We start from the raw sequence: 19,466 nt of genomic DNA, 5'->3' as shown, positions 1-19,466 counted from the left end.
TGAATTAGTATTAATACCAATTCCCAAAAGTGTGGCTACACTTTTGGGAATTGAAAACTAAACCCAATAAGGGTTTTTAAATCACAAAATGGCTACGCCATTTTGTGATTTGGTATAAACTCTATCGCTGGAGCACCTGCTCGTAAACCAATTTCATTTGCTGGGCAATTACTTGCCAATCATAATTTTGCCGAACGTAATCTTGACAGGCTTCGCTCTTTGGCATTTGCCTTTGCCCTGACAAGGCTTCAATTATTCCTTGTGCTAATTGACTAGTCGTACTGCCCTCCAAGATGAGATCCGTAGAAAATGGCTGCAAAATTTCAGGAATACCACCAATGGGTGTTCCCAATACAGGTGTGCCAGCCGCCAGAGACTCGATCGCAATTAGTCCAAAACCTTCTAGCGATACACTGGGAATGATCGATAACTCCGCTGCTCGATAGGCGATCGGCAAGTCGCAATCGGCAACAAATCCCAATAGTTTTACCGAGTCTTCCAGTTGTAATTGCTGAATCTGCGATCGCAGACTCTCAGCGATCGCTCCTTTCCCAGCAATCAAAAGTAAAACCTCAGGATACTGCTGACGGACTTGAGCGATCGCGGCAATTAAGTTATCCAAACCCATACGCTGCACCAGTCGGCGCACACAGAGAATAATCCTTCGATCCTGCGCCCAGCCCAATCTTTCTCTAGCTTGGGCGATCGTTAAATCCACCTTAAATTCGGCGGTATCAATACCACCGCCTACAATAAAAATCTTTTCTAACGGCACACCATAGGTTTTATGTAAAATCTGCCGAAAGGCCTCCGACAAAACAATAAATCCATCCGCCCGACCATAGACCAATTTCTCGATCGCCCATTTCCCAAAAACCGATAATTTTCCCGCCCCTTCCGCTTTACTCTCCAAAGCCCAAGGACCATGAAAATGAATCACCAACGGCAGTTTACCTAAGCGATCGAGAATGGGAAAGGTATATAGGGCAAAATGCGACGCGACCAAATCAAATTGGGAATTGCTGATGACCTGTTTAAAGGCTTTTCGGACACCTAGCGATCGCTGTAAAGTTCCACTATGCGTACTAGCAAAGGTTTGTACTAATCCTCTAGAGCTTTGCTCAACGCGATCGGAACCAGCCACTAAACCACTTACCCCAACCCCTACTTGTGGCAGATAGTTCACACATCCGTAATAAACCCGCGCCAATCCACCTGCCTCTTCCAAAAACCAGCTGGTACCTAGCTGTAACGTTTTCATAAAACCTTATTAACTATTGACATCGCTGCATAAAAGCCGAAGATAGCAAATTGCTATCTTCGGCTTCCTTTTAATACTGACAGGTAACTGCTACCTGAATGTATGTTTTTGCTACTTAATCAGAATTAAGCAACAGAATCACTAGCCTTCTTATTACGCTTGATAGCCTTGCCACCAAAGAAAGCAGCAGCTAAAGCAATACCAGGCACAATGGCAGGAACGGGTACGGGCACTGGAGCAACTTCAAAGGCAATTGTCGATGATTGGAAAGTAATCGATGTAATAGCCTTGTCAAGTGCATCGTCAGCAAAAGTTAAAACAGCATTGCTGGTTGGGCTCGTCCAACTGCCATCAGCAGTGAGTCCAAGTTGAGAGGCAATTAGTGCTCCCGTAATTGTATCGGAAGGCGCATCATTGTAATTAATGGTTATTGAGTTGCCAGGATCGATCGAACCCCAAAGGAAAGCAAAGGATGAAACGGGGGCAGAGAAGGTATAGGTAGCAGAACCAGAGTTAAGTCCTGGAATAGAAGCACCCGTAGGCTCAGTAGCAGAGTAAGGGCCAACATTACCTAAAGGATTAGCGTATTGATTGACAACGCTACCATTTACTAAATTGTAGTTTCCAGACCAACCAGTGCCATTAGCAAAGTTGATTGATGCAGCACCGCTTAGAGCACCTGTCGATATAATAAGATCGCCATAACTAAAACTTGCAGCATTTGCAGCACCTGTAGAAAAGGAAACAGCAACTACACCGACAGTTGAAAGAATGGCAGAGGATAAGTATTTCATTACTTTATAAACCTATTTTGTGAATTTTTATAGATGATCTGCAAAAGATCTGGTGAATCTATGCGATTAACAAGATAGAAAGTATGGACTTTAGCACCACCATCACCACTTAGAATCGCTATTTCTAAGCTACTTAACTATCAAAGAAGAATATTGGATAATTGGAGCAACAGTAGCTAGTTACATATCTAGAAATGTTACCGATTGCAGCTTGGAACTACATATGCTTGGTAGATCATATTGCCCTATGCTAAGACCTACTTCAGTTATAGAGAAGTTACAAACTACCCAATTTAATAGTTGAAATCGCCTAGCGACGAAAAATTTGGTTTGATTTATGCAGCTAACTTCCTACAGCCTAGCTGCGATGTATGTATCTTACATGGAAAAACAGAAAGCGCAACGCCTAACCTATGCCTTTTTTTCGTAAAAAAGTTATATATCGGTTATGCATAAGTTATATTTTGTTATTTTTGTTACATTAAGAACTCTAGGATATAGAACCCACATGGCTTACACGATCGCATCAAATATATGTGAAGGCATAGCAGAATGCGTCCCTGCCTGCCCCGTAGCTTGTATTGAACAAGGCGAGGGGGCAAATGTTAAGGGAACTATTTGGTTTAGGATTGATCCTAAAATCTGTATTGACTGTGGAGTTTGCCTACAGGTATGCCCCATACAGGGAGCAATAGTTCCCGAAGAACGTCCTGAGCTAGTAGCTAGACATAAGTAAACTTAAAAACCAGAAGAGCATACCGCCCGCTGCGCGGGCGGTATGCTCTCTGGTTCTTTTAATGCTACTTTTACCCATCGTATGATGACAAAATTGTCGTAAAAAGTCCTATCTTGTTCTAGATGCTAAAGGGGCGTGATAGAATAAATTTAAGTACTAGTCGACAAGTCTCGACGTTTGCAAATACTTGCAAGAAGTAAACGCAAAGATAATTGTGTTTTCCCGATAGTACGCAAGCTCCGAAGAAGTAAACTCGATTACTACCTGTTTGTTATTTTGCAGGTAAGACTAGAGTCTATAGCAGCTAGAGCATCGCACCTGTGATGTTTTTTGCAGCGATCGGTTACAGTTAAAATCACTGCAAAAGTGGGCAAATGTCCCACTTTTTTGTTTTTAATTTGTCCTTTCAAACTGCTTCGAGAAGATTTCACTCTTCGTGATTTCTCCTTATCAAAGCTCGCATCAAAAGCATAAATCAACGCTCAGATCACAATTTTATTTATGAGTCATCCTCTAATTCCGCAAATTTTTCAAACTGCTGAAGAAGTGGCCTCGCCCCTTGGGTTAGAGGTGGTCGATGTGGTGCTGCATACCAATAAAAACCCGATCGTGTTGCGGGTCGATATTCGCAATCTCGACCAAGATACAGGATTAGATGACTGTGAAAGAATGAGCCGTGCTCTGGAGGCTGTCCTCGATGAGATCGACTTAATTCCCCATGCCTATGTGTTAGAAATTTCTAGCCCAGGTGCCGAACGGCAGTTACAGGGCGATCGCGAGTTTGTCGCTTTCCGAGGCTTTATGATCAACGTCAGTACGACCGTTCCCCATGATGGTAAACAAAGCTGGAGTGGTCATCTCATGGCAAGAAACGAAACCCATGTAACCATTAGTATCAAAGGTCGAATTGTAAATATTCCCCGCGAACTTGTCGATCGCGTTGAACTAGCAAAAATGGAATAGATCGGCAATCAAGAAAAGCGGCATAAGCAATTAATCAGCCCGACTGCGTATATGGGATGCCAAGGGCTTGACGACATCCTAACCTTCACATTTTGAAATTATTTAGTTTTTATCATAGCGAGCAAAATTTATGTCATTGTTGAATTTACCTGGATTGGGACAGATGGTAGAAGTGATTAGCAAAGAGCGAAATCTTCCCAAACATGCCGTCCAAAATGCGTTACGCGAAGCCTTACTCAAGGGTTACGAACGCTTTCGGAAAACCTATCGCTCCGATGGTATTAATTTTGAAGAAGAGCATTTTAATAACTTTGATGTAGAACTCGATCTCGAAGGTGAAGGATTTCGAGTTTTAGCGACCAAAACGATCGTTAATGAAGTTAGCGATGCCGATCATGAAATTGGATTGTTAGAGGTACGGGAAGTTGCACCTGAAGCTCAAGCAGGCGGAACTGTAGTCGTCGATGTCACTCCAGAACAAGGGGATTTTGGTCGGATGGCGGCAATCCAGACCAAGCAAGTATTAGCGCAAAAGCTCAGAGATCAGCAACGCAAAATCATTCAAGAAGAGTTTCAAGATGTTGAGGGGACTGTGCTCCAAGGGCGCGTACTTCGTTTTGAAACCACCTCGGTTATTGTTGCAGTCAGTAGTGGATTTGGTCAACCTGAGGTCGAAGCAGAACTTCCCAAACGTGAACAACTAGCGGGCGAAAGACCCTATCGTCCGAACATGACCCTCAAGGTGTATTTGAAGAAAGTATTTGAGGGATCGCGTCGAGGTCCCCAACTATTAGTATCGCGAGCAGATGCTGGGCTAGTCGTGTACCTATTTGCCAATGAAGTGCCTGAGATCGAGGAAGAAATCGTGCGGATTGTGGCAGTGGCGAGAGAAGCCAATCCACCATCACCTGCGGTAGGACCTCGGACAAAAATTGCCGTAGATACCCTCGAACGGGATGTCGATCCTGTGGGTGCTTGTATTGGCGCACGCGGAGCCAGAATTCAGGCTGTCGTATCCGAATTGCGCGGTGAAAAGATTGATGTAATTCGCTGGTCACCCGACCCTTCAACTTATATTGCCAATTCGCTAAGCCCTGCCAGAATTCAGGAAGTGCGGTTGATTAACGCCGATGAGAGAATTGCCCATGTGCTAGTACCTGAGGATCAGTTGAGTTTGGCGATCGGTAAAGAAGGGCAAAATGTTCGCTTGGCTGCTCGTCTCACTGGTTGGAAAATCGATATTAAAAATTTGGCGAAGTACGATTACAACGAAGAAGATCGCAAGATGGAAGCCGCCTCCACAAGGGCTGGAGAAAATCGGGTTGTCTTGCATAGTTTTGACCAAGATGAGGACGACGAGAATAACTAGGCATGTCAATGAAAATAAGGTAAGGATGGGCGGCGCAAAGCGCCGCCCATCCTTACCTATTTAGCGCTACCACATAAGGATAAGGAGTAAATTAGTTTGGCTCTGAAGCTGCACCGACGTTGTGTTAGTTGTCAATGTATTGCTTTGCGCGATAATTTCTGGCGTGTCGTACGTGTACCGATCGCTCCTGATCAAAACGATCAAGATGATCGTAATGATCGGGAAAATGTCCATCAACATTTTCAGATCCAGCTCGATCAAGGCATGGGACGCTCGGCATACCTATGCCAAAAGCTCGATTGTTTACAAATAGCTCAGAAGAAAAATCGTTTGGGGCGATCGCTCCGTACCCATATTCCGCCTGATATTTTTGATATTCTCAAGTCACGACTTGAGTTAATTAATAAAAATCATCAAACGCAATGAGTAAGCAAACCATTTTGGTCACAGGTGGGGCAGGCTATATCGGTTCCCATGCCGTAAAAGCTTTACAACTGTCTGGCTATCAGGTTTTGATTTTAGATAGTCTTGTTTATGGGCATCAAGATATTGCCGCAACGCTCGATGCTGAATTAATTATTGGAGATACAAACGATCGCCCATTACTGGATCGCCTATTTAGCGATCACCAAATTAGCGCTGTCATGCATTTTGCCGCCTATGCCTATGTGGGCGAATCTGTCAGCCAACCAGATAAATACTATCGCAACAATGTCGTTGGCACTTTATCCCTGTTGGAGGCAATGGTTGCAGCAAATGTCAAAAACTTTGTTTTTTCCTCCACCTGTGCCAGTTATGGCGTACCCCAACAAATACCAATTACTGAAGATCATCCCCAAGCGCCGATTAATCCCTATGGGGCTACCAAACTGATGGTCGAGCGTATTTTGCAAGATTTCGATGTTGCCTATGGTCTTAAGTCGGTAATTTTTCGCTATTTCAATGCCGCAGGAGCCGATCCCATGGGAGAAATCGGTGAGGATCACGATCCTGAGACCCATTTAATTCCCCTAGTTTTACAAACAGCAATGGGTAAACGCGATGCCATTACAGTCTATGGATCCGACTATCCAACCGCCGATGGAACTTGCATTCGCGACTATATTCATGTTACTGATCTTGCCGATGCCCATGTATTAGGATTGCAATATTTACTCGATGGAAACAGGAGTGAAATCTTTAATCTCGGTAATGGTAATGGCTTTTCTGTTAAAGAGGTCATCGATGCGGCAAAGCAAATCACGGGCAAGCCGATCGCTGTGGTAATGGGCGATCGCCGTGCAGGTGATCCACCTGCGTTAGTGGGCAGCAGCGAGAAGGCTAGAAAAATTTTAAATTGGCAACCTAAATACGCCGATCTAAATCTGATTTTGCGCCATGCATGGCAATGGCACCAAAAGCGTCATTGCTAACAAAAAGGGGCGCAAAGCGCCCCTTTTTGTTAAATGGTCGGCAATGAAAAATGCTATAAAAGTCGGTCTATTTTTTGTGCTAATTCAAAATCAAGGGCGCTAATCCCATTGGCATCATGGGTAGTCAGGTCGATCGTCACTTTGTTATATACATTAAAAAGTTCGGGATGATGTCCCATCTTGTCAGCAACGATCGCAACTTTACTAATAAAGCCAAAGGCTTCTACAAAATCACGAAACTTAAAGTTTTTTTGTAACTTGCCATTAACCACAGCCCAACCCGCTAGTTGAGCGATCGCTGACGAAATCTCGACTTCAGATAACTTGTTAATTGCCATAGTTAATTGCCATAGTTAATTGCCGTGAATTATAGATAAAGATGAGTGGCGGCGCGAAGCGCCGCCACTCATCTTTGGAGTTTTATGTCCTAAGCAAATTGTTAGGGTTTAGCTACTTAATTTATTAGTTTTTAATGGGTTGATCACGATACCACCAAGAGAGAATCTGCACCCAGTTCCAGCCATTTTCAGCCATCTGTTGCGTCATTTCTTGATCGAGGTGTTGCCCGTCAGAGACAGGCATATATCCACCACCCCAACTAATCCAGTTGCGGGGAAGACGGGCGCGGTAATAACCCTTAAATCCTGGGCGAAGCATATAGCCCGCCGTGGAAGCAACCGCCTGATCGCTACGACTGTGAATTAAGGCGATCGCTTGCCCTGTTTGGGGGTCGAAACGATAGAAGCCTTTATATACCTGATCGCGCGTATCGCTGACTAGATCGTAGGGAGCCTCGCCCCATTTGCGCTGCCTTTGGGTATTAACAGCATAACTACGAGCAGCCACTGCTTGCGCCATTAATGCGTCCATATGCCAACTGGCAGGCATTTCACTGGGAACCACGCTACGAAGATATTCCTCAAGGGAGAGTACGTTAACAGCGATCGCCTTATTATTCCAAGCACGAAGTTCAATTTCACCTGGATAAAGATTACTGCCAACCTGCACCAATCCGTTATTGCTAGGGGTAATGCGATATGCCGAGGTAAGCGGTAACGTATACCATTTACCAGGATCGAGACGACGGCTCGCTTGTCCTGAAGTTTGTAGAGTTGCTGGTTGGGTCACAGCTACAGACATTTTAGAGCCATTTTCCTCTCTGACCAAAACCCTCAATAAGTTTGCGGCAGCAGCTTGTGAAACTCCTGCAACAATTACCAACATCAAGGACAAAATCAGCGTGTACATCCCTTTGGAGAAGTGTTTCATCATTTAGTTAGTCACTCACACCTGTAATCAAAGAATGTAAAATTGTTTATATGAGTTGGGCATTCAATATTAAGGCTTTTTAAGATTAGCCCCGAATAACCAGATAGTTTAGCAAAACAACTTGATTTTGATAAACATTATTTCCGCATACTTATACCAGTTTTTGCATGAAATTATCGAAATTAATGTATTAATTTTTTGCATTAATTTTTTGCTAAGCACCTCAACACAATTAAAATCCAGACCTAAAATCTGCGGCGCACGCTGCGCGTGCGCCGCAGATTTTAGGTTTTTTAGATTTAATTAAGCCCACTTAAGTAGCTGGGCATAATTAAAAAACATAACTAAAACCTATAGCGCACGCTGCGCGTGCGCTATAGGTTTTAGAGTTTTATATTTAATTGTATCCAGTTGCTTACTTAATAATTTTTTGCAACCATCGCCCAACCCAAGAATACTAGAGAATACTAGAAGCCACACTTTGTACCGTAACGTCCTTTGGTACATAATGGTAATAAGGGAGAGCAAGCGAGTGGTTGCGAAATCTGACTCAAAAGTCATTGCAAAATGTTTTTGAGTATAGGTTTTGAGGAAAGTCCGGGCTTCCATGAAGATCAGGCTGCTGGATAATGCCCAGTGCGAGCGATCGTGAGGATAGTGCCACAGAAAGATACCGCCAGTTGAGAGATCAACTGGTAAGGGTGCAAAGGTGCGTTAAGAGCGCACCAGCAGAGTCGTGAGGCTCTGGCTCGGTAAACCCCAGTTGGAAGCAAGGCGAGAGGATATAGGTGTTGCGATCTTCAGTCGATCCTATGTCCGTTGCTTAATGCGATTATTTAGCGAAAGCTAGGCGATCGCCATTGAGTGTGTGCCGCATGAGGTGTTTGGTAACAAACATCCCAGATAGATAACCGCTAGGGTAGTTGATAAAACTCCCGAAACAGAACCCGGCTTATGTCTTACTCTCCCTATTCAAATTAACGATGAATTACAACGATAAATTATCTAGATCAAGAGGTCAGGGGCTATGGTATTTGCCTCGCCCTCTTGAGCGCAGATCTTAACCGCAGTTATGTCCATGATCTGTCCATGATCTTTTAAAACCCTAAAAACTGCGGCGCACGCGCAGAGTGCGCCGCAGTTTTTAGCTTAAGTTAACCATGGTCAGAATGCTTGATTTCTAAAGCCTTGCGCCAATCGACCTCAAAATAGTGACGAGATTTTGCGTTTATTGATTGAAATTAACCTTGAAAATCTGGTACATCTAGAAGTCTGAATGAGATCGCCAGATCGCCTGAATCATAAATTTAAGCTGCATTTGTTCTTACGAACCTTTTTAACTAGAGTAATCAAACTATGGGAATTGCTCCCAACCACTCATCTCTGCTCCCTAAAACGACCCATCGCATTTCCCGAAAGTGGTCTGGTAGAGCGGTTATAGGAATTACCTTTGTTTGCCTAATTTCCTCCCTCAGCATTCGCTTTTATTCTGAGCCGAGGTTAGACATTGGCACTTTTGTCGATCAAGATTTGCGATCGCCTAAAAGTATCGAAGCAACTGACATCGAAGCAACTAGACAGGCTAAGGAAATAGCCAAACAGCAAGTAATTCCTGTCTATCGCAGCAATCCTGAGTCGGATGCTAGTGCTGTTAAGCATCTTGAAGAACTATTGCAGGTAGGGGACAACTTACGCATATCATCAGGGAATTTACCCTATGTCGATCGCCAAATTCTTAGCGATGACGTACAGCGATATCTTAGGAGGATTTCCGAGCCTGAGTGGGTGCAGTTACAAGATAAAGCCAATAAACTTGCTACTAATGTTAGCAATCAGGGCTCGATATCAAGTGCGATTACCAGTGCAATCAATAGAGACAAAGAGTCACCTTCCGTAGCCTTAGCCGAGTTAACGACCTATAAACTCAATGCGCTCCCTCAAGACTACCAAAGGCTCCTCAATAAGATAACTGAGGTTCGTAGAGCCTATGCGATGACTCAGGATAAGGCGGCAAAAGGTCCCGAAATGTTTCGCGATCGCCTCTTAGAAATGTCCAATGAGGAATGGGAAAACTGCAAGAAACTAACGCGACAAGCCTTGCTTGAGGTACAGTCCGCAGGCATTGTCGCGGGATTGCCCGACGATATGCTCTTAAAACGCCTTACCAATCTGAGCAATCTGCCCACCAATGAAGATCATCGCATGATGGCGATCGCCCTAATTCGTTCCGCAGTTAAACCCAATCTAACCATTGACTATGTTGGTACAACCGAAAGAGCGATCAAAGCCTCCGAATCTGTCCAAACTCAGCGAGTGGCTCTGCAAGTTGGGGACTTGATCGTTAAAGGCGGCGAAAAAATTACGGAGCGACAGTTTGTCATTTTAGACGAACTCAAAATGACCCAAAGACAGGTCAATATTAAAAGGTTAGTTTTACTGACCTTAACCACAGCACTTGCTTTCGGCATCTTTGGCTATGCTAACCAGCGATGGCAATATTTACTAAAGGTCAAACTCCATGTCAAAGATCTGTTAGCGCTAGGCATAGTCTGTACGGGTAGCACCCTTGCCACCGTCATTATGGCTCCCAATATGCTCGTATTTGTGCCCTTAGCGAGTATGGGCTTAATTATTGGCAGCTTTTATAGTTCGCGGCTAGCACTCCTAATTACTTTGCTGATATCAGGTTTATTAGCGATCGCTATCAGTGCCAATCTATTATCCCTCGCGCCTGTATTAGTGGGCGCAATTGTTGCAGCCGCAATCACAAATCGCCCTTTAACGCGATCGCACCTTGCCGCCACGGGGCTCTTAGTCGGATTTTTGCAAGCATTAGTATATATTGCGATCGCGATTATCGCAGGATCGACTCCCCCCGTACTGATGGCGATTACTGCACTTCAGTACGCATCGGGAGGCATCATTGCCGCGATCGTTGCCCTCGGCGCAATTCCCTACCTTGAGCATATTGCCTACGCCTTAACTCCATTCCGTCTAGCGGAGCTAGCCAACCTCGATCGCCCCCTGCTGCGCCTCTTGGTAACGGAAACCCCTGGTACTTTTCAACATACATTATTTGTAGCTAATCTTGCCGAAGCTGCCGCCCGCGAACTGGGTGCAGATACTACTCTAGTCAGAACGGGTACGCTCTATCACGATATTGGTAAAACCCTGCGCCCAGAGTATTTTATTGAAAATCAAATGGGACAACCCAATCCCCATGACCTTCTGAACGATCCTTGGGAAAGCGCCCAAATTGTGAAAGAGCATGTTTCAGGCGGCATAAAACTCGCTCAGAAATATCACCTTCCTGAAATGCTGCAAGCCTTTATCCCCGAACATCAGGGAACGATCGCAATTACCTACTTTTATTGCCAAGCCCAAAAGCGATCGGATCGAGTCTATGAGTCAGATTTTCGTTATGTTGGTCCCATTCCCCAATCTCGCGAAACGGGAATTGTCATGCTGGCTGATGCCTGTGAAGCAGCTTTGCGATCGCTTGGAACAGACACCACCCTCGAAGCCGCCAAGAGCCTGCTTATGAGAATCTTTGAAACCCGCTGGAATGATGGTCAACTCAAAGACTGCTCCTTAACTTGGGAAGACTTAGACCGTATTGCCCCCGTATTTATTAAGGTCTGGCAAGAGCGCAATCATGGCAGGATTAAATATCCCAACCTAGCGAACAAACTCGATCCGTCGGGTTCTGCCTTGCCCGATCATCTTTGCGAAACCAATAATGTAGAAACATCGGCAAGTCAAACTACGGTTCCCAAAAAGATAGCCTTAAAATAATTAACCATCTAGCTATCTCTTATACCAATTCCCAAAATGGCGTTGCCATTTTGGGAATCTCAAAACCTTACTGGGTTTGATGTTTAATACCAAATCACAAAATGGCTACGCCATTTTGTGATTTTAAAACCCTTACTTGGTTTGGTTTTCAATTCCCAAAAGTGTAGCCATACTTTTGGGAATTGGCATAACTCACAAAAGTGTTGTCATACTTTCGTGAATTGGTATAGCGATCGCCAAATGTACTAGGATATAAACCCCAAGAATTGACTGGCGGCGCTTCGCGCCGCCAGTCAATTCTTGGGGTTTGATTTGTCCTAATTCAAGTGACTGTAGCTATATACCAAATCACAAAATGGCGTAGCCATTTTGTGATTTTAAAAGCCTTACTGGGTTTGGTTTTCAATTCCCAAAAGTGTAACCACACTTTTAGGAATTGGTATTAGCTGAACAGTGGCATGATTGCCAGCACAAATTTCCAGAAATCATCTTTTGGGGGTTAATTTACCCTAACTAACTCAAGCATTGATATAGCAATAAAAAAGATAATAGGACAAATCAAGCCCCTAAAAGACAAGTTACGGCGCGAAGCACCGTAACTTGTCTTTTAGGGGTTTACATTCTAAATAACTCTTTCGTTACGATAGATAAAAAAGAAATTATTTTTAAATACTAAATATAAATGCTGAATACAAATACTGCGTATAAATACCACACATAAATACCACACATAAATACTGCGTATAAATACTCACTTGGATACCAAGTAAAGCATTTTTATTGTTTTTTATATTTTCTTAATTATTAAAGCGTTTGATTTCCATTTGTAAATATCCTAAAAAGATTGTTAGCAAAGCATTACAGAAGTCAGTTAAGACATTATTAAATTCAAACGGGGATGGGGATCGCTGAAATAGCCTCTAACAATGAACTTGAGCGCAATTTATCCTCAATTATCAACCTGACATAATTTAATTATTAATAGATTTTTATATTAAGTTTGGCAAAGTCAGACTAAGACCTATGAACTCTTCAGACAATTCGGTTACAGCTTGTCGATTGTGTCAACATTACAGTCCTGAAGGTCGGAGAGGGGGATTTTGTGGAAAATTAGATGTTCCTGTAAGCCCATCGTGGGAGGCATGTAGCTTAGCAGCTCATCCCTTTGAACCGTCATGGCAATCGATGAACAATTTCAATGCACTTTTGCATGATTCATTACATGATTCATTGCATGAAAAGATTGAGATCAGCTGCGAAGAAATGACCGATCTCCAAAATATACAGGGTCAAATGCATGGTCAAGTGCATGGTCAAAATATTCACGAGCGATCGCTTAGCTTGTCAGACTATTAGGATCGGCAATTAAATCGATAATCATTTATCTTCTTGTTTACATTTTTGAGATCTTCAATCAAATCTTCACTACTAAATAAGTCAGGAATTAATATCTTTATCGTATAAATCTTTTAACTCTTTTTTAGAAATACCAAATATTAAATCCCAATATTCAATATTTAAAAGATGTAAAATTACTGATATGTAAAATTACTAAGTCAGTCGTGATACAGCAATCCTAAATGGTTTGTGGAAGCGTCCCCCAAAAAAGGGGGACGCTTCCACAAACCCAAAAATCTACAAATGATTTAGGACTGCTATATTGAGTATTCAGCTAATTAATACCAAAGCTCAAAATGGCTACGCCATTTTGAGCTTTGGTATTAATTAGCTAGGTTTGGTCTTTAATTCCCAAAAGTGTTGTCACACTTTCGTGAATTGTTATATAGCTTCCGCCAACTGTATCAGGACATAAAACCCCAAAGAGAGTTGCCGCGCTCTGCGCGGCAACTCTCTTTGGGGTTTTGATTTTGTCCTAACAAAACTGGCGGCAGCTATAAGTGGACTTGATTAAATATAAACACCTAAGCCCTGCGACGAACGCGCAGCGTTCGCCGCAGGGCTTAGATCTGGATTTTAATTAATGTGAGTTTGGGATAATTTGAAACAAGCTTTGAGAAAGGGTTTGCTCCGCAAACCCTTTCTCAAAGACCAAGAGTAAAAGCCTTGCTTAGCAAGGCTTTTACTCTTGGTCTTTGGTTAACCAGAGCATCCCGATTGCTAAGTCGCTCCCCAGTAAATTTACACTCGTAAATTTACTGTGATATTCTTTATTAACTAAGAATTTGTAAACCTAATTTTCACAGGTCAAACGTGTTAGCAAGGGTTTGGAGTGCAGCAATTTTAGGGATCGATGCCATCCAAGTGGGGGTGGAGGTAGATGTATCGGGAGGACTGCCTGGAATCACTTTAGTAGGATTACCAGATACCGCAGTTCAAGAAAGCCGCGAACGGGTAAAAGCAGCTATCAAAAATGCAGGTTTCGCCTTCCCAATGCGAAAGATTGTTATTAATTTAACCCCTGCCGATCTTCGCAAAGAGGGACCGATTTTCGATCTACCAATTAGTATTGGCATCCTTGCCGCTTCGGAACAGGTTAATCCCCAATTATTAGGTGATTATCTATTCTTGGGTGAGGTTTCCCTTGATGGCTCACTACGTCCAGTCTCAGGAGTCTTACCGATCGCTGCCGCCGCCCAACGTTTAGGGATGATGGGGATCGTCGTACCCAAGGAAAATGCCCAAGAAGCAGCCTTAGTTAAGGGACTAGCTGTATATGGCTTACAAAGTATTACTGAAGTTGGCGATTTCTTAGCTAATCCCAACAAATATGAGCCAGTGGTCATCGATTCTGAACTGAAATGGCATGACAGCGACTTTAAGCTCGATCTGAAAGATGTAAAGGGACAGCAACATGCCCGCCGCGCTCTCGAAATAGCTGCTGCTGGTGGACATAATCTCATTTTTGTCGGACCTCCGGGATCGGGAAAAACCCTTTTAGCAAGACGATTGCCCAGCATTCTGCCCAACATGAATTTTGATGAAGCCCTAGAAGTGACCAGAATTCACTCTGTTGCGGGACTATTAAAAGGTAAAGGACTTGTCAGCGATCGCCCCTTTCGTAGCCCCCACCATTCCGCCTCAGGTCCATCCCTAGTCGGTGGCGGTAGCTTTCCCCGTCCTGGAGAAATTACCCTTGCCACGAACGGAGTACTTTTTTTGGACGAGCTAACAGAATTTAAGCGGGATGTCCTAGAATTTTTGCGCCAGCCTCTAGAGGATGGATTTGTCAGTATTTCCCGCACCCGTCAATCGGTTACCTTTCCAGCGCAATTTACCTTGATCGCTAGTACAAACCCTTGCCAGTGCGGATATTATGGCGACTCGGTGCAGCCCTGTACTTGTACGCCACGACAGCGCGAACAATATTGGGCAAAGCTCTCTGGACCTCTAATGGATCGCATCGATCTACAGGTAACAGTTGCTCGGCTCAAACCCGAAGAAATGACGCGATCGCCTGAAGGGGAGGGCTCCAGTGCCGTTAAAGAGAGAGTACAAGCATCGCGAAAAATTCAACAGAGTCGGTTTCAGCAAGAAATAAAAATCAACTGTAACGCTCAGATGCAATCTAGACATCTACGCCAATGGTGCGTACTGGATCATTCTTCGCGGGAGCTTTTAGAAACCGCCATTAAGCGTTTGGGTTTATCAGCCAGAGCCACAGACAGGATCCTCAAAGTATCCCGAACGATCGCCGATCTCGCCCATGCCGAAAACATTCAGCTTGCCCATGTCGCGGAAGCGGTTCAATACCGCACCCTTGATCGAGTTACTTAAAAATTTTGAAACGGGCGTTGAGAAAGGGTTTGCTACGCAAACCCTTTCTCAACGCCCAAGAGTAAAAGCCTTGCGTAGCAAGGCTTTTACTCTTGGGCTTTTACAATTTGCTAGCTTAACCCGAACTGACGTTATACCAATTCACGAAAGTGTGACAACACTTTTGTGAATTAAAAACTAAACCCAGTAAGGTTTGGAGATTTCCAAAATGGCGTTGCCATTTTGGAAATTGGTATTAATACAGTTAATATCGATGGCGATCGGGAAAAGTCTGATTTCACAAGATGAATAAAAATTCTTTGGCTTTAATGAGGGCACAAAGCACTATACGTGCTATTTTGTGACTTGACTTTCGGCTCTAATCTAAATCTCTAGAAAGGAGAAGACTAAGATATGAACAGTTAGATAAAAAATTAACCGCTAACTTAAAATTAAGATGGGCAAAGCACAATGCCAATCATTTAACCCTAATATATTCGTTTGGTGAGTTGCTAGTGGAAGAATCCTATCGGGGCATTCATGTATGAGTACAGTTCTGGTGGTTGAAGACAGCGTGACACAGAGAGAAATGATTGAGGACTTACTTAAAGGCAGTGGTCTAAATGTTAAGACAGCAGGCGATGGTGTAGAGGCTCTTGAGCAAATGCAAGGTAGTTGCCCAGATATCGTCGTCATGGACATTGTCATGCCCCGCATGAATGGCTATGAGCTATGCCGTCGCATTAAAACCGATCCCAAAACCGAGCGCGTTCCTGTCGTGATGTGTTCGTCAAAGGGTGAAGAATTTGATCGCTATTGGGGAATGAAGCAAGGGGCTGATGCCTATATAGCTAAGCCCTTTCAGCCTCAAGAGTTAGTTGGCACTGTAAAACAGTTATTACGAAAAACTTAATAATTTCACGAAGAATGCTAAAACTATGAACAATTCTTGATTATTTAAGGGCTGTTGGTTAACATCAATACCTTAAGATTTTTTCAATATTTTTCGATGTTTTATTTCCAAGGTTTTATTTTCAAAGTTTTTTTCCAAATTTTGAAAATATGTAAGACTTCCTAGACTCGCTATTAAAAATTGCTATTTTGCAAGGTAGAGATCCTCAAATTATGGTAGGAAACCAAGAATTCTTCCCTGGCATCGGACAGGATCAAGCAACTGACTTCGATCAAGGTATTGAAGCTCCAGAGGGTGAGCTGCATTTAAGATTTTTTGTAGCTTCTGGAATTGAATTTGCTTTACCTGCAATTGGGGTCAGTCAAGTTTTAGAATATGCGCCAGATCGCATAAATCCGATGCCTAATGTCTCCCCCCTATTGCTAGGTACAGTGAATATTCGGGGTAGAGTAGTGTGGGTAGGCGATCTCGGTCAGTTCTTGGGAGAAACTCCTCCCGTGAATACGGATCGAGCCGAAATCTCGATTATTGCCATTGAGGATCAGGGCATGATGTTAGGCTTAGCAGTAGAGCAGATTGGTGTAATGGCTTGGCTTGATTCTTCAAAACTCAATGTATCTAGAAATAGCTCTGACAGTATGGCTCCGTTTATCAAAGGTGAGTGGATAATGGAAGACAGCGAGCCGTTAAAACTGCTAGATCAAGTCAATATTTTGAGATCGGCGCGGTGGGCATCCTAGGCAAAGTCGATGCACTATATGTAGATGCACTATATGTAAATGACATAAAGCATGGCTAGGCACAAAATATTAAGAAAGTAATTTCAAAATGATTTCGCACAAATGGCAGAGATTTTAGGGATTTTAGGAGAAAGCAAATGGCCTCTAGTACGCAATACCAAAAAGAATACGAAAAAGCTTCCTTAGCCTACATGCAGGGAGACTACAATCAAGCTGGGAAATTGACACAAGAGCTTGTTAAAGCTTGCCCTAGCGATCCGATGTATCGTTTACTCCATGCCCATATCAATCTCGCCCTAGAGCGCTATCAGGATTCAATTGGCGAATACCAAACGGTTTTGCAGCTAACTGACGACAATTCAATTTTGGAGTATGCCCATAGTGGTATTGCGGCGGCTAAAGAAAGATTAGATATCAATGATGATAGTTACAATCTTGGAGCCTTAGGAAGCGCTAACGATGATTTTAGTAGTAACCAGTACGGTTACGAAAGCAATCGATATAACCAGTCAAACCAATCCACCTATATGCAGGGTTCTTGGTCAAGTAATGACAGTGGTGGACAAAGTAGTGGTTCGGGGAGTTCAGAAGATTTTGATTTTGAGGATTTTAGCTCTAACTCTTCACTGAATGGCTCTAACCAGTATAGCTATGGTGCAGAAACTCAAATTACGGGTGACTCGGGATTTAGTTCTAGCTATAAACCCAGTAGCCCCTCGGGTAGCCTAAACGCCGATACCGATGTAGTCTTTATGGATGAATTTGATGACTTTGATGATATTAGTGAGTCATCTTTTTCAAGTTCTTTCGGCGAATCCGATGCAACTCAGATGGTGTCTGACCGATCGCTAAGTGATTTTGGCGGTCAGGACTTTACTACCTCTTCTAGTCGTAATACCACCTCGGTAGCCAGTCAGGACATCGCGACTGCAAGGTTTAACCAATCAGAAAATGAAGCAGAGCTATTTGGGCTGGGGAATATCAATACGCCCGTTGGAGCCAAGCGTGGTGGCGTGGATATTGTCACCGAAGCCTCCGACCAAGGTGGATTGTTTTCTCCCTTTGACAATATGCCCCTCAAAACTAAAGGGCTAGTCACCGCGATCGCCGCAGGCGTAGTGGCTATGGTCGCCGCAGGTGTGGTTACTAATTTTGCAACAGGCACGATCAAAGACCAAGGACAACGGGAACAGGTGCGCAATACTGGGTGGATGATGGCTGGAGCCGCCGCCCTAGCAAGTGGTGCGATCGCTTGGGGCTTGGGCAAACGTTCCACCCGACTAATTGACCAATCGACCACCAACTTGCAAGCGCAGTTTGAAGCCGTAATTCGCGGCGATATGAGCCCCCGTGCAGTGGTTTACAGCGAAGATGAGTTTGGTAGATTGGCAGCTAGCTTTAACCAAATGATTCAATCGATTGTATCTAACACCAATGAAGCGCAACGGAAAGCTGCCGAGCAAGAACAGGCTAAAGAAGATCTACAGCGTCAGGTAATTCGTTTACTTGATGACGTAGAAGGCGCGGCAAGAGGTGACTTGACCGTACAGGCTGAGGTAACCGCTGACGTACTCGGCGCGGTGGCGGACTCCTTTAACCTGACCATTCAAAACCTGCGCGAGATCGTTAACCAAGTAAAAATTGCGGCGCGTCAGGTAAACGAAAGCTCCCGCGAAAACGAAGCATTTGCCCGCAGTTTGTCATCGGACGCATTGCGGCAAGCCGAAGAATTGAGCGTGACCTTAAATTCAGTACAGATGATGACCGAATCCATTCAACGGGTAGCCGAGAGCGCCCGTGAAGCCGATCAGGTTGCTAAGCTCGCCTCTGAGACTGCGATTAAGGGCGGTGACGCGGTAGAACGTACCGTAGCAGGTATTCTGGACATTCGCGAAACGGTTGCCGAAACGACAAGAAAGGTAAAGCGTTTGGGCGAATCTTCGCAGGAAATTTCCAAGATCGTTGGTTTGATTTCCCAAATTGCTTCCCGTACCAACTTACTCGCGCTTAACGCTAGTATTGAAGCAGCACGGGCAGGTGACGCGGGAAGAGGCTTCGCGATCGTTGCGGATGAAGTACGCCAATTAGCGGATCGGGCGGCAAAAGCTTCTAAAGAAATCGAACAGATCGTATTGCAAATTCAGAGTGAAACCAGTAATGTGCAACAAGCGATGGAAGTTGGTACTCAACAGGTTATCGATGGTACAAAACGTGCTGAACAAGCCCGCCAGTCCCTTACCGATATTATCCAAGTTTCCCATCGCATCGAAACCCTCGTGCTATCAATTACCGAAGATACGGTCAAACAAACCGAGACATCAAGAACCGTATCGCAAGTTATGCAATCAGTTGAGTTGACTGCCCAAGAAACTTCGCAAGAGTCTCAGCGGGTGTCAGCCTCTCTACAAAATCTAGTAGGTGTTGCACGCAGTCTACAGGATTCAGTAGAACGATTCCGCGTTGATTCGGGTGATAAAACAACGGGAGGTCGTTAGGATTA

General features: G+C 44.0%; 15 protein-coding genes and 1 other RNA gene. 12 read left to right on the top strand and 4 right to left on the bottom strand.

Annotation, left to right across the window (positions count from 1 at the left end; all coding sequences use genetic code 11):
* Positions 1-121: 121 nt before the first annotated feature.
* Positions 122-1,261 carry a glycosyltransferase family 4 protein gene (locus PseudUWO310_RS01360; protein ID WP_142598381.1) on the bottom strand — a complete coding sequence of 380 codons (1,140 nt, stop codon included), beginning with the start codon at positions 1,259-1,261 and terminating at the stop codon, positions 122-124.
* 125 nt (positions 1,262-1,386) lie between these two features.
* Complete coding sequence (locus PseudUWO310_RS01355; protein ID WP_142598380.1) at positions 1,387-2,055, bottom strand: hypothetical protein; 669 nt, start codon at positions 2,053-2,055, stop codon at positions 1,387-1,389.
* A 508-nt stretch (positions 2,056-2,563) separates the two neighbouring features.
* On the opposite strand from PseudUWO310_RS01355, the gene PseudUWO310_RS01350 reads away from it, so the two are divergent.
* The 5 genes from PseudUWO310_RS01350 to galE all read left to right on the top strand — a co-directional run bounded on the left by PseudUWO310_RS01350 (position 2,564) and on the right by galE (position 6,535).
* Positions 2,564-2,791, top strand: a complete 228-nt coding sequence (locus tag PseudUWO310_RS01350; protein WP_142598379.1) for an indolepyruvate ferredoxin oxidoreductase subunit alpha — start codon at positions 2,564-2,566, stop codon at positions 2,789-2,791.
* 501 nt (positions 2,792-3,292) lie between these two features.
* Positions 3,293-3,754, top strand: a complete 462-nt coding sequence (gene rimP / locus PseudUWO310_RS01345; protein ID WP_055075298.1) for a ribosome maturation factor RimP — start codon at positions 3,293-3,295, stop codon at positions 3,752-3,754.
* Positions 3,755-3,884: 130 nt separating this feature from the next.
* Entirely contained in the window at positions 3,885-5,123 is a 1,239-nt protein-coding gene (gene nusA, locus PseudUWO310_RS01340) for a transcription termination factor NusA (protein ID WP_142598378.1), read from the top strand.
* Between the two features lie 96 nt (positions 5,124-5,219).
* Complete coding sequence (locus PseudUWO310_RS01335; RefSeq protein ID WP_223805489.1) at positions 5,220-5,549, top strand: YlxR family protein; 330 nt, start codon at positions 5,220-5,222, stop codon at positions 5,547-5,549.
* Positions 5,546-6,535, top strand: coding sequence for a UDP-glucose 4-epimerase GalE (gene galE / locus PseudUWO310_RS01330; protein ID WP_142598377.1), 990 nt, complete (start codon positions 5,546-5,548; stop codon positions 6,533-6,535). Before PseudUWO310_RS01335 ends, galE begins: the two co-directional genes overlap by 4 nt.
* A gap of 53 nt (positions 6,536-6,588) precedes the next feature.
* Here galE and PseudUWO310_RS01325 read toward each other — a convergent pair whose 3' ends face one another.
* A complete protein-coding gene (locus PseudUWO310_RS01325; protein ID WP_009628057.1) occupies positions 6,589-6,873 on the bottom strand; it encodes a 4a-hydroxytetrahydrobiopterin dehydratase in 285 nt (94 codons plus the stop codon).
* A gap of 124 nt (positions 6,874-6,997) precedes the next feature.
* Positions 6,998-7,807, bottom strand: coding sequence for a SpoIID/LytB domain-containing protein (locus PseudUWO310_RS01320; protein ID WP_055075293.1), 810 nt, complete (start codon positions 7,805-7,807; stop codon positions 6,998-7,000).
* A gap of 517 nt (positions 7,808-8,324) precedes the next feature.
* Between PseudUWO310_RS01320 and rnpB the strand changes: the two genes are divergently transcribed.
* The 7 genes from rnpB (at position 8,325) to PseudUWO310_RS01285 (ending at position 19,461) form a co-directional block, all read left to right on the top strand.
* Positions 8,325-8,775: RNase P RNA component class A (gene rnpB, locus PseudUWO310_RS01315), an RNA gene on the top strand.
* A 385-nt stretch (positions 8,776-9,160) separates the two neighbouring features.
* A complete protein-coding gene (locus PseudUWO310_RS01310; RefSeq protein ID WP_142598376.1) occupies positions 9,161-11,599 on the top strand; it encodes an HD family phosphohydrolase in 2,439 nt (812 codons plus the stop codon).
* A gap of 1,023 nt (positions 11,600-12,622) precedes the next feature.
* Positions 12,623-12,955 carry a hypothetical protein gene (locus PseudUWO310_RS01305; RefSeq protein WP_142598375.1) on the top strand — a complete coding sequence of 111 codons (333 nt, stop codon included), beginning with the start codon at positions 12,623-12,625 and terminating at the stop codon, positions 12,953-12,955.
* Positions 12,956-13,810: 855 nt separating this feature from the next.
* Positions 13,811-15,334 carry a YifB family Mg chelatase-like AAA ATPase gene (locus tag PseudUWO310_RS01300; protein WP_142598374.1) on the top strand — a complete coding sequence of 508 codons (1,524 nt, stop codon included), beginning with the start codon at positions 13,811-13,813 and terminating at the stop codon, positions 15,332-15,334.
* 523 nt (positions 15,335-15,857) lie between these two features.
* Positions 15,858-16,226, top strand: coding sequence for a response regulator transcription factor (locus PseudUWO310_RS01295; protein ID WP_009625282.1), 369 nt, complete (start codon positions 15,858-15,860; stop codon positions 16,224-16,226).
* Between the two features lie 212 nt (positions 16,227-16,438).
* Positions 16,439-16,966, top strand: coding sequence for a chemotaxis protein CheW (locus PseudUWO310_RS01290; protein WP_009625281.1), 528 nt, complete (start codon positions 16,439-16,441; stop codon positions 16,964-16,966).
* Between the two features lie 137 nt (positions 16,967-17,103).
* Positions 17,104-19,461: a methyl-accepting chemotaxis protein gene (locus PseudUWO310_RS01285; protein WP_142598373.1), complete on the top strand. Its 2,358-nt coding sequence runs from the start codon at positions 17,104-17,106 to the stop codon at positions 19,459-19,461.
* The last annotated feature ends 5 nt before the right edge of the window (positions 19,462-19,466 follow it).

It is taken from the genome of Pseudanabaena sp. UWO310 (assembly GCF_006861605.1).
Classification (GTDB): domain Bacteria; phylum Cyanobacteriota; class Cyanobacteriia; order Pseudanabaenales; family Pseudanabaenaceae; genus Pseudanabaena.
This window is presented reverse-complemented; position numbering and strand designations above follow the sequence as displayed.

Excerpts from the sequence above, each read along its gene's own strand:
- rimP (WP_055075298.1), top strand. The coding sequence starts at position 3,293 with ATGAGTCATCCTCTAATTCCGCAAATTTTTCAAACTGCTGAAGAAGTG.
- PseudUWO310_RS01325 (WP_009628057.1), bottom strand. The coding sequence starts at position 6,873 with ATGGCAATTAACAAGTTATCTGAAGTCGAGATTTCGTCAGCGATCGCT.
- PseudUWO310_RS01285 (WP_142598373.1), top strand. The coding sequence starts at position 17,104 with ATGGCCTCTAGTACGCAATACCAAAAAGAATACGAAAAAGCTTCCTTA.
- PseudUWO310_RS01310 (WP_142598376.1), top strand. The coding sequence starts at position 9,161 with ATGGGAATTGCTCCCAACCACTCATCTCTGCTCCCTAAAACGACCCAT.
- nusA (WP_142598378.1), top strand. The coding sequence starts at position 3,885 with ATGTCATTGTTGAATTTACCTGGATTGGGACAGATGGTAGAAGTGATT.
- PseudUWO310_RS01305 (WP_142598375.1), top strand. The coding sequence starts at position 12,623 with ATGAACTCTTCAGACAATTCGGTTACAGCTTGTCGATTGTGTCAACAT.
- PseudUWO310_RS01350 (WP_142598379.1), top strand. The coding sequence starts at position 2,564 with ATGGCTTACACGATCGCATCAAATATATGTGAAGGCATAGCAGAATGC.
- galE (WP_142598377.1), top strand. The coding sequence starts at position 5,546 with ATGAGTAAGCAAACCATTTTGGTCACAGGTGGGGCAGGCTATATCGGT.
- PseudUWO310_RS01320 (WP_055075293.1), bottom strand. The coding sequence starts at position 7,807 with ATGATGAAACACTTCTCCAAAGGGATGTACACGCTGATTTTGTCCTTG.
- PseudUWO310_RS01290 (WP_009625281.1), top strand. The coding sequence starts at position 16,439 with ATGGTAGGAAACCAAGAATTCTTCCCTGGCATCGGACAGGATCAAGCA.
- PseudUWO310_RS01295 (WP_009625282.1), top strand. The coding sequence starts at position 15,858 with ATGAGTACAGTTCTGGTGGTTGAAGACAGCGTGACACAGAGAGAAATG.
- PseudUWO310_RS01360 (WP_142598381.1), bottom strand. The coding sequence starts at position 1,261 with ATGAAAACGTTACAGCTAGGTACCAGCTGGTTTTTGGAAGAGGCAGGT.
- PseudUWO310_RS01355 (WP_142598380.1), bottom strand. The coding sequence starts at position 2,055 with ATGAAATACTTATCCTCTGCCATTCTTTCAACTGTCGGTGTAGTTGCT.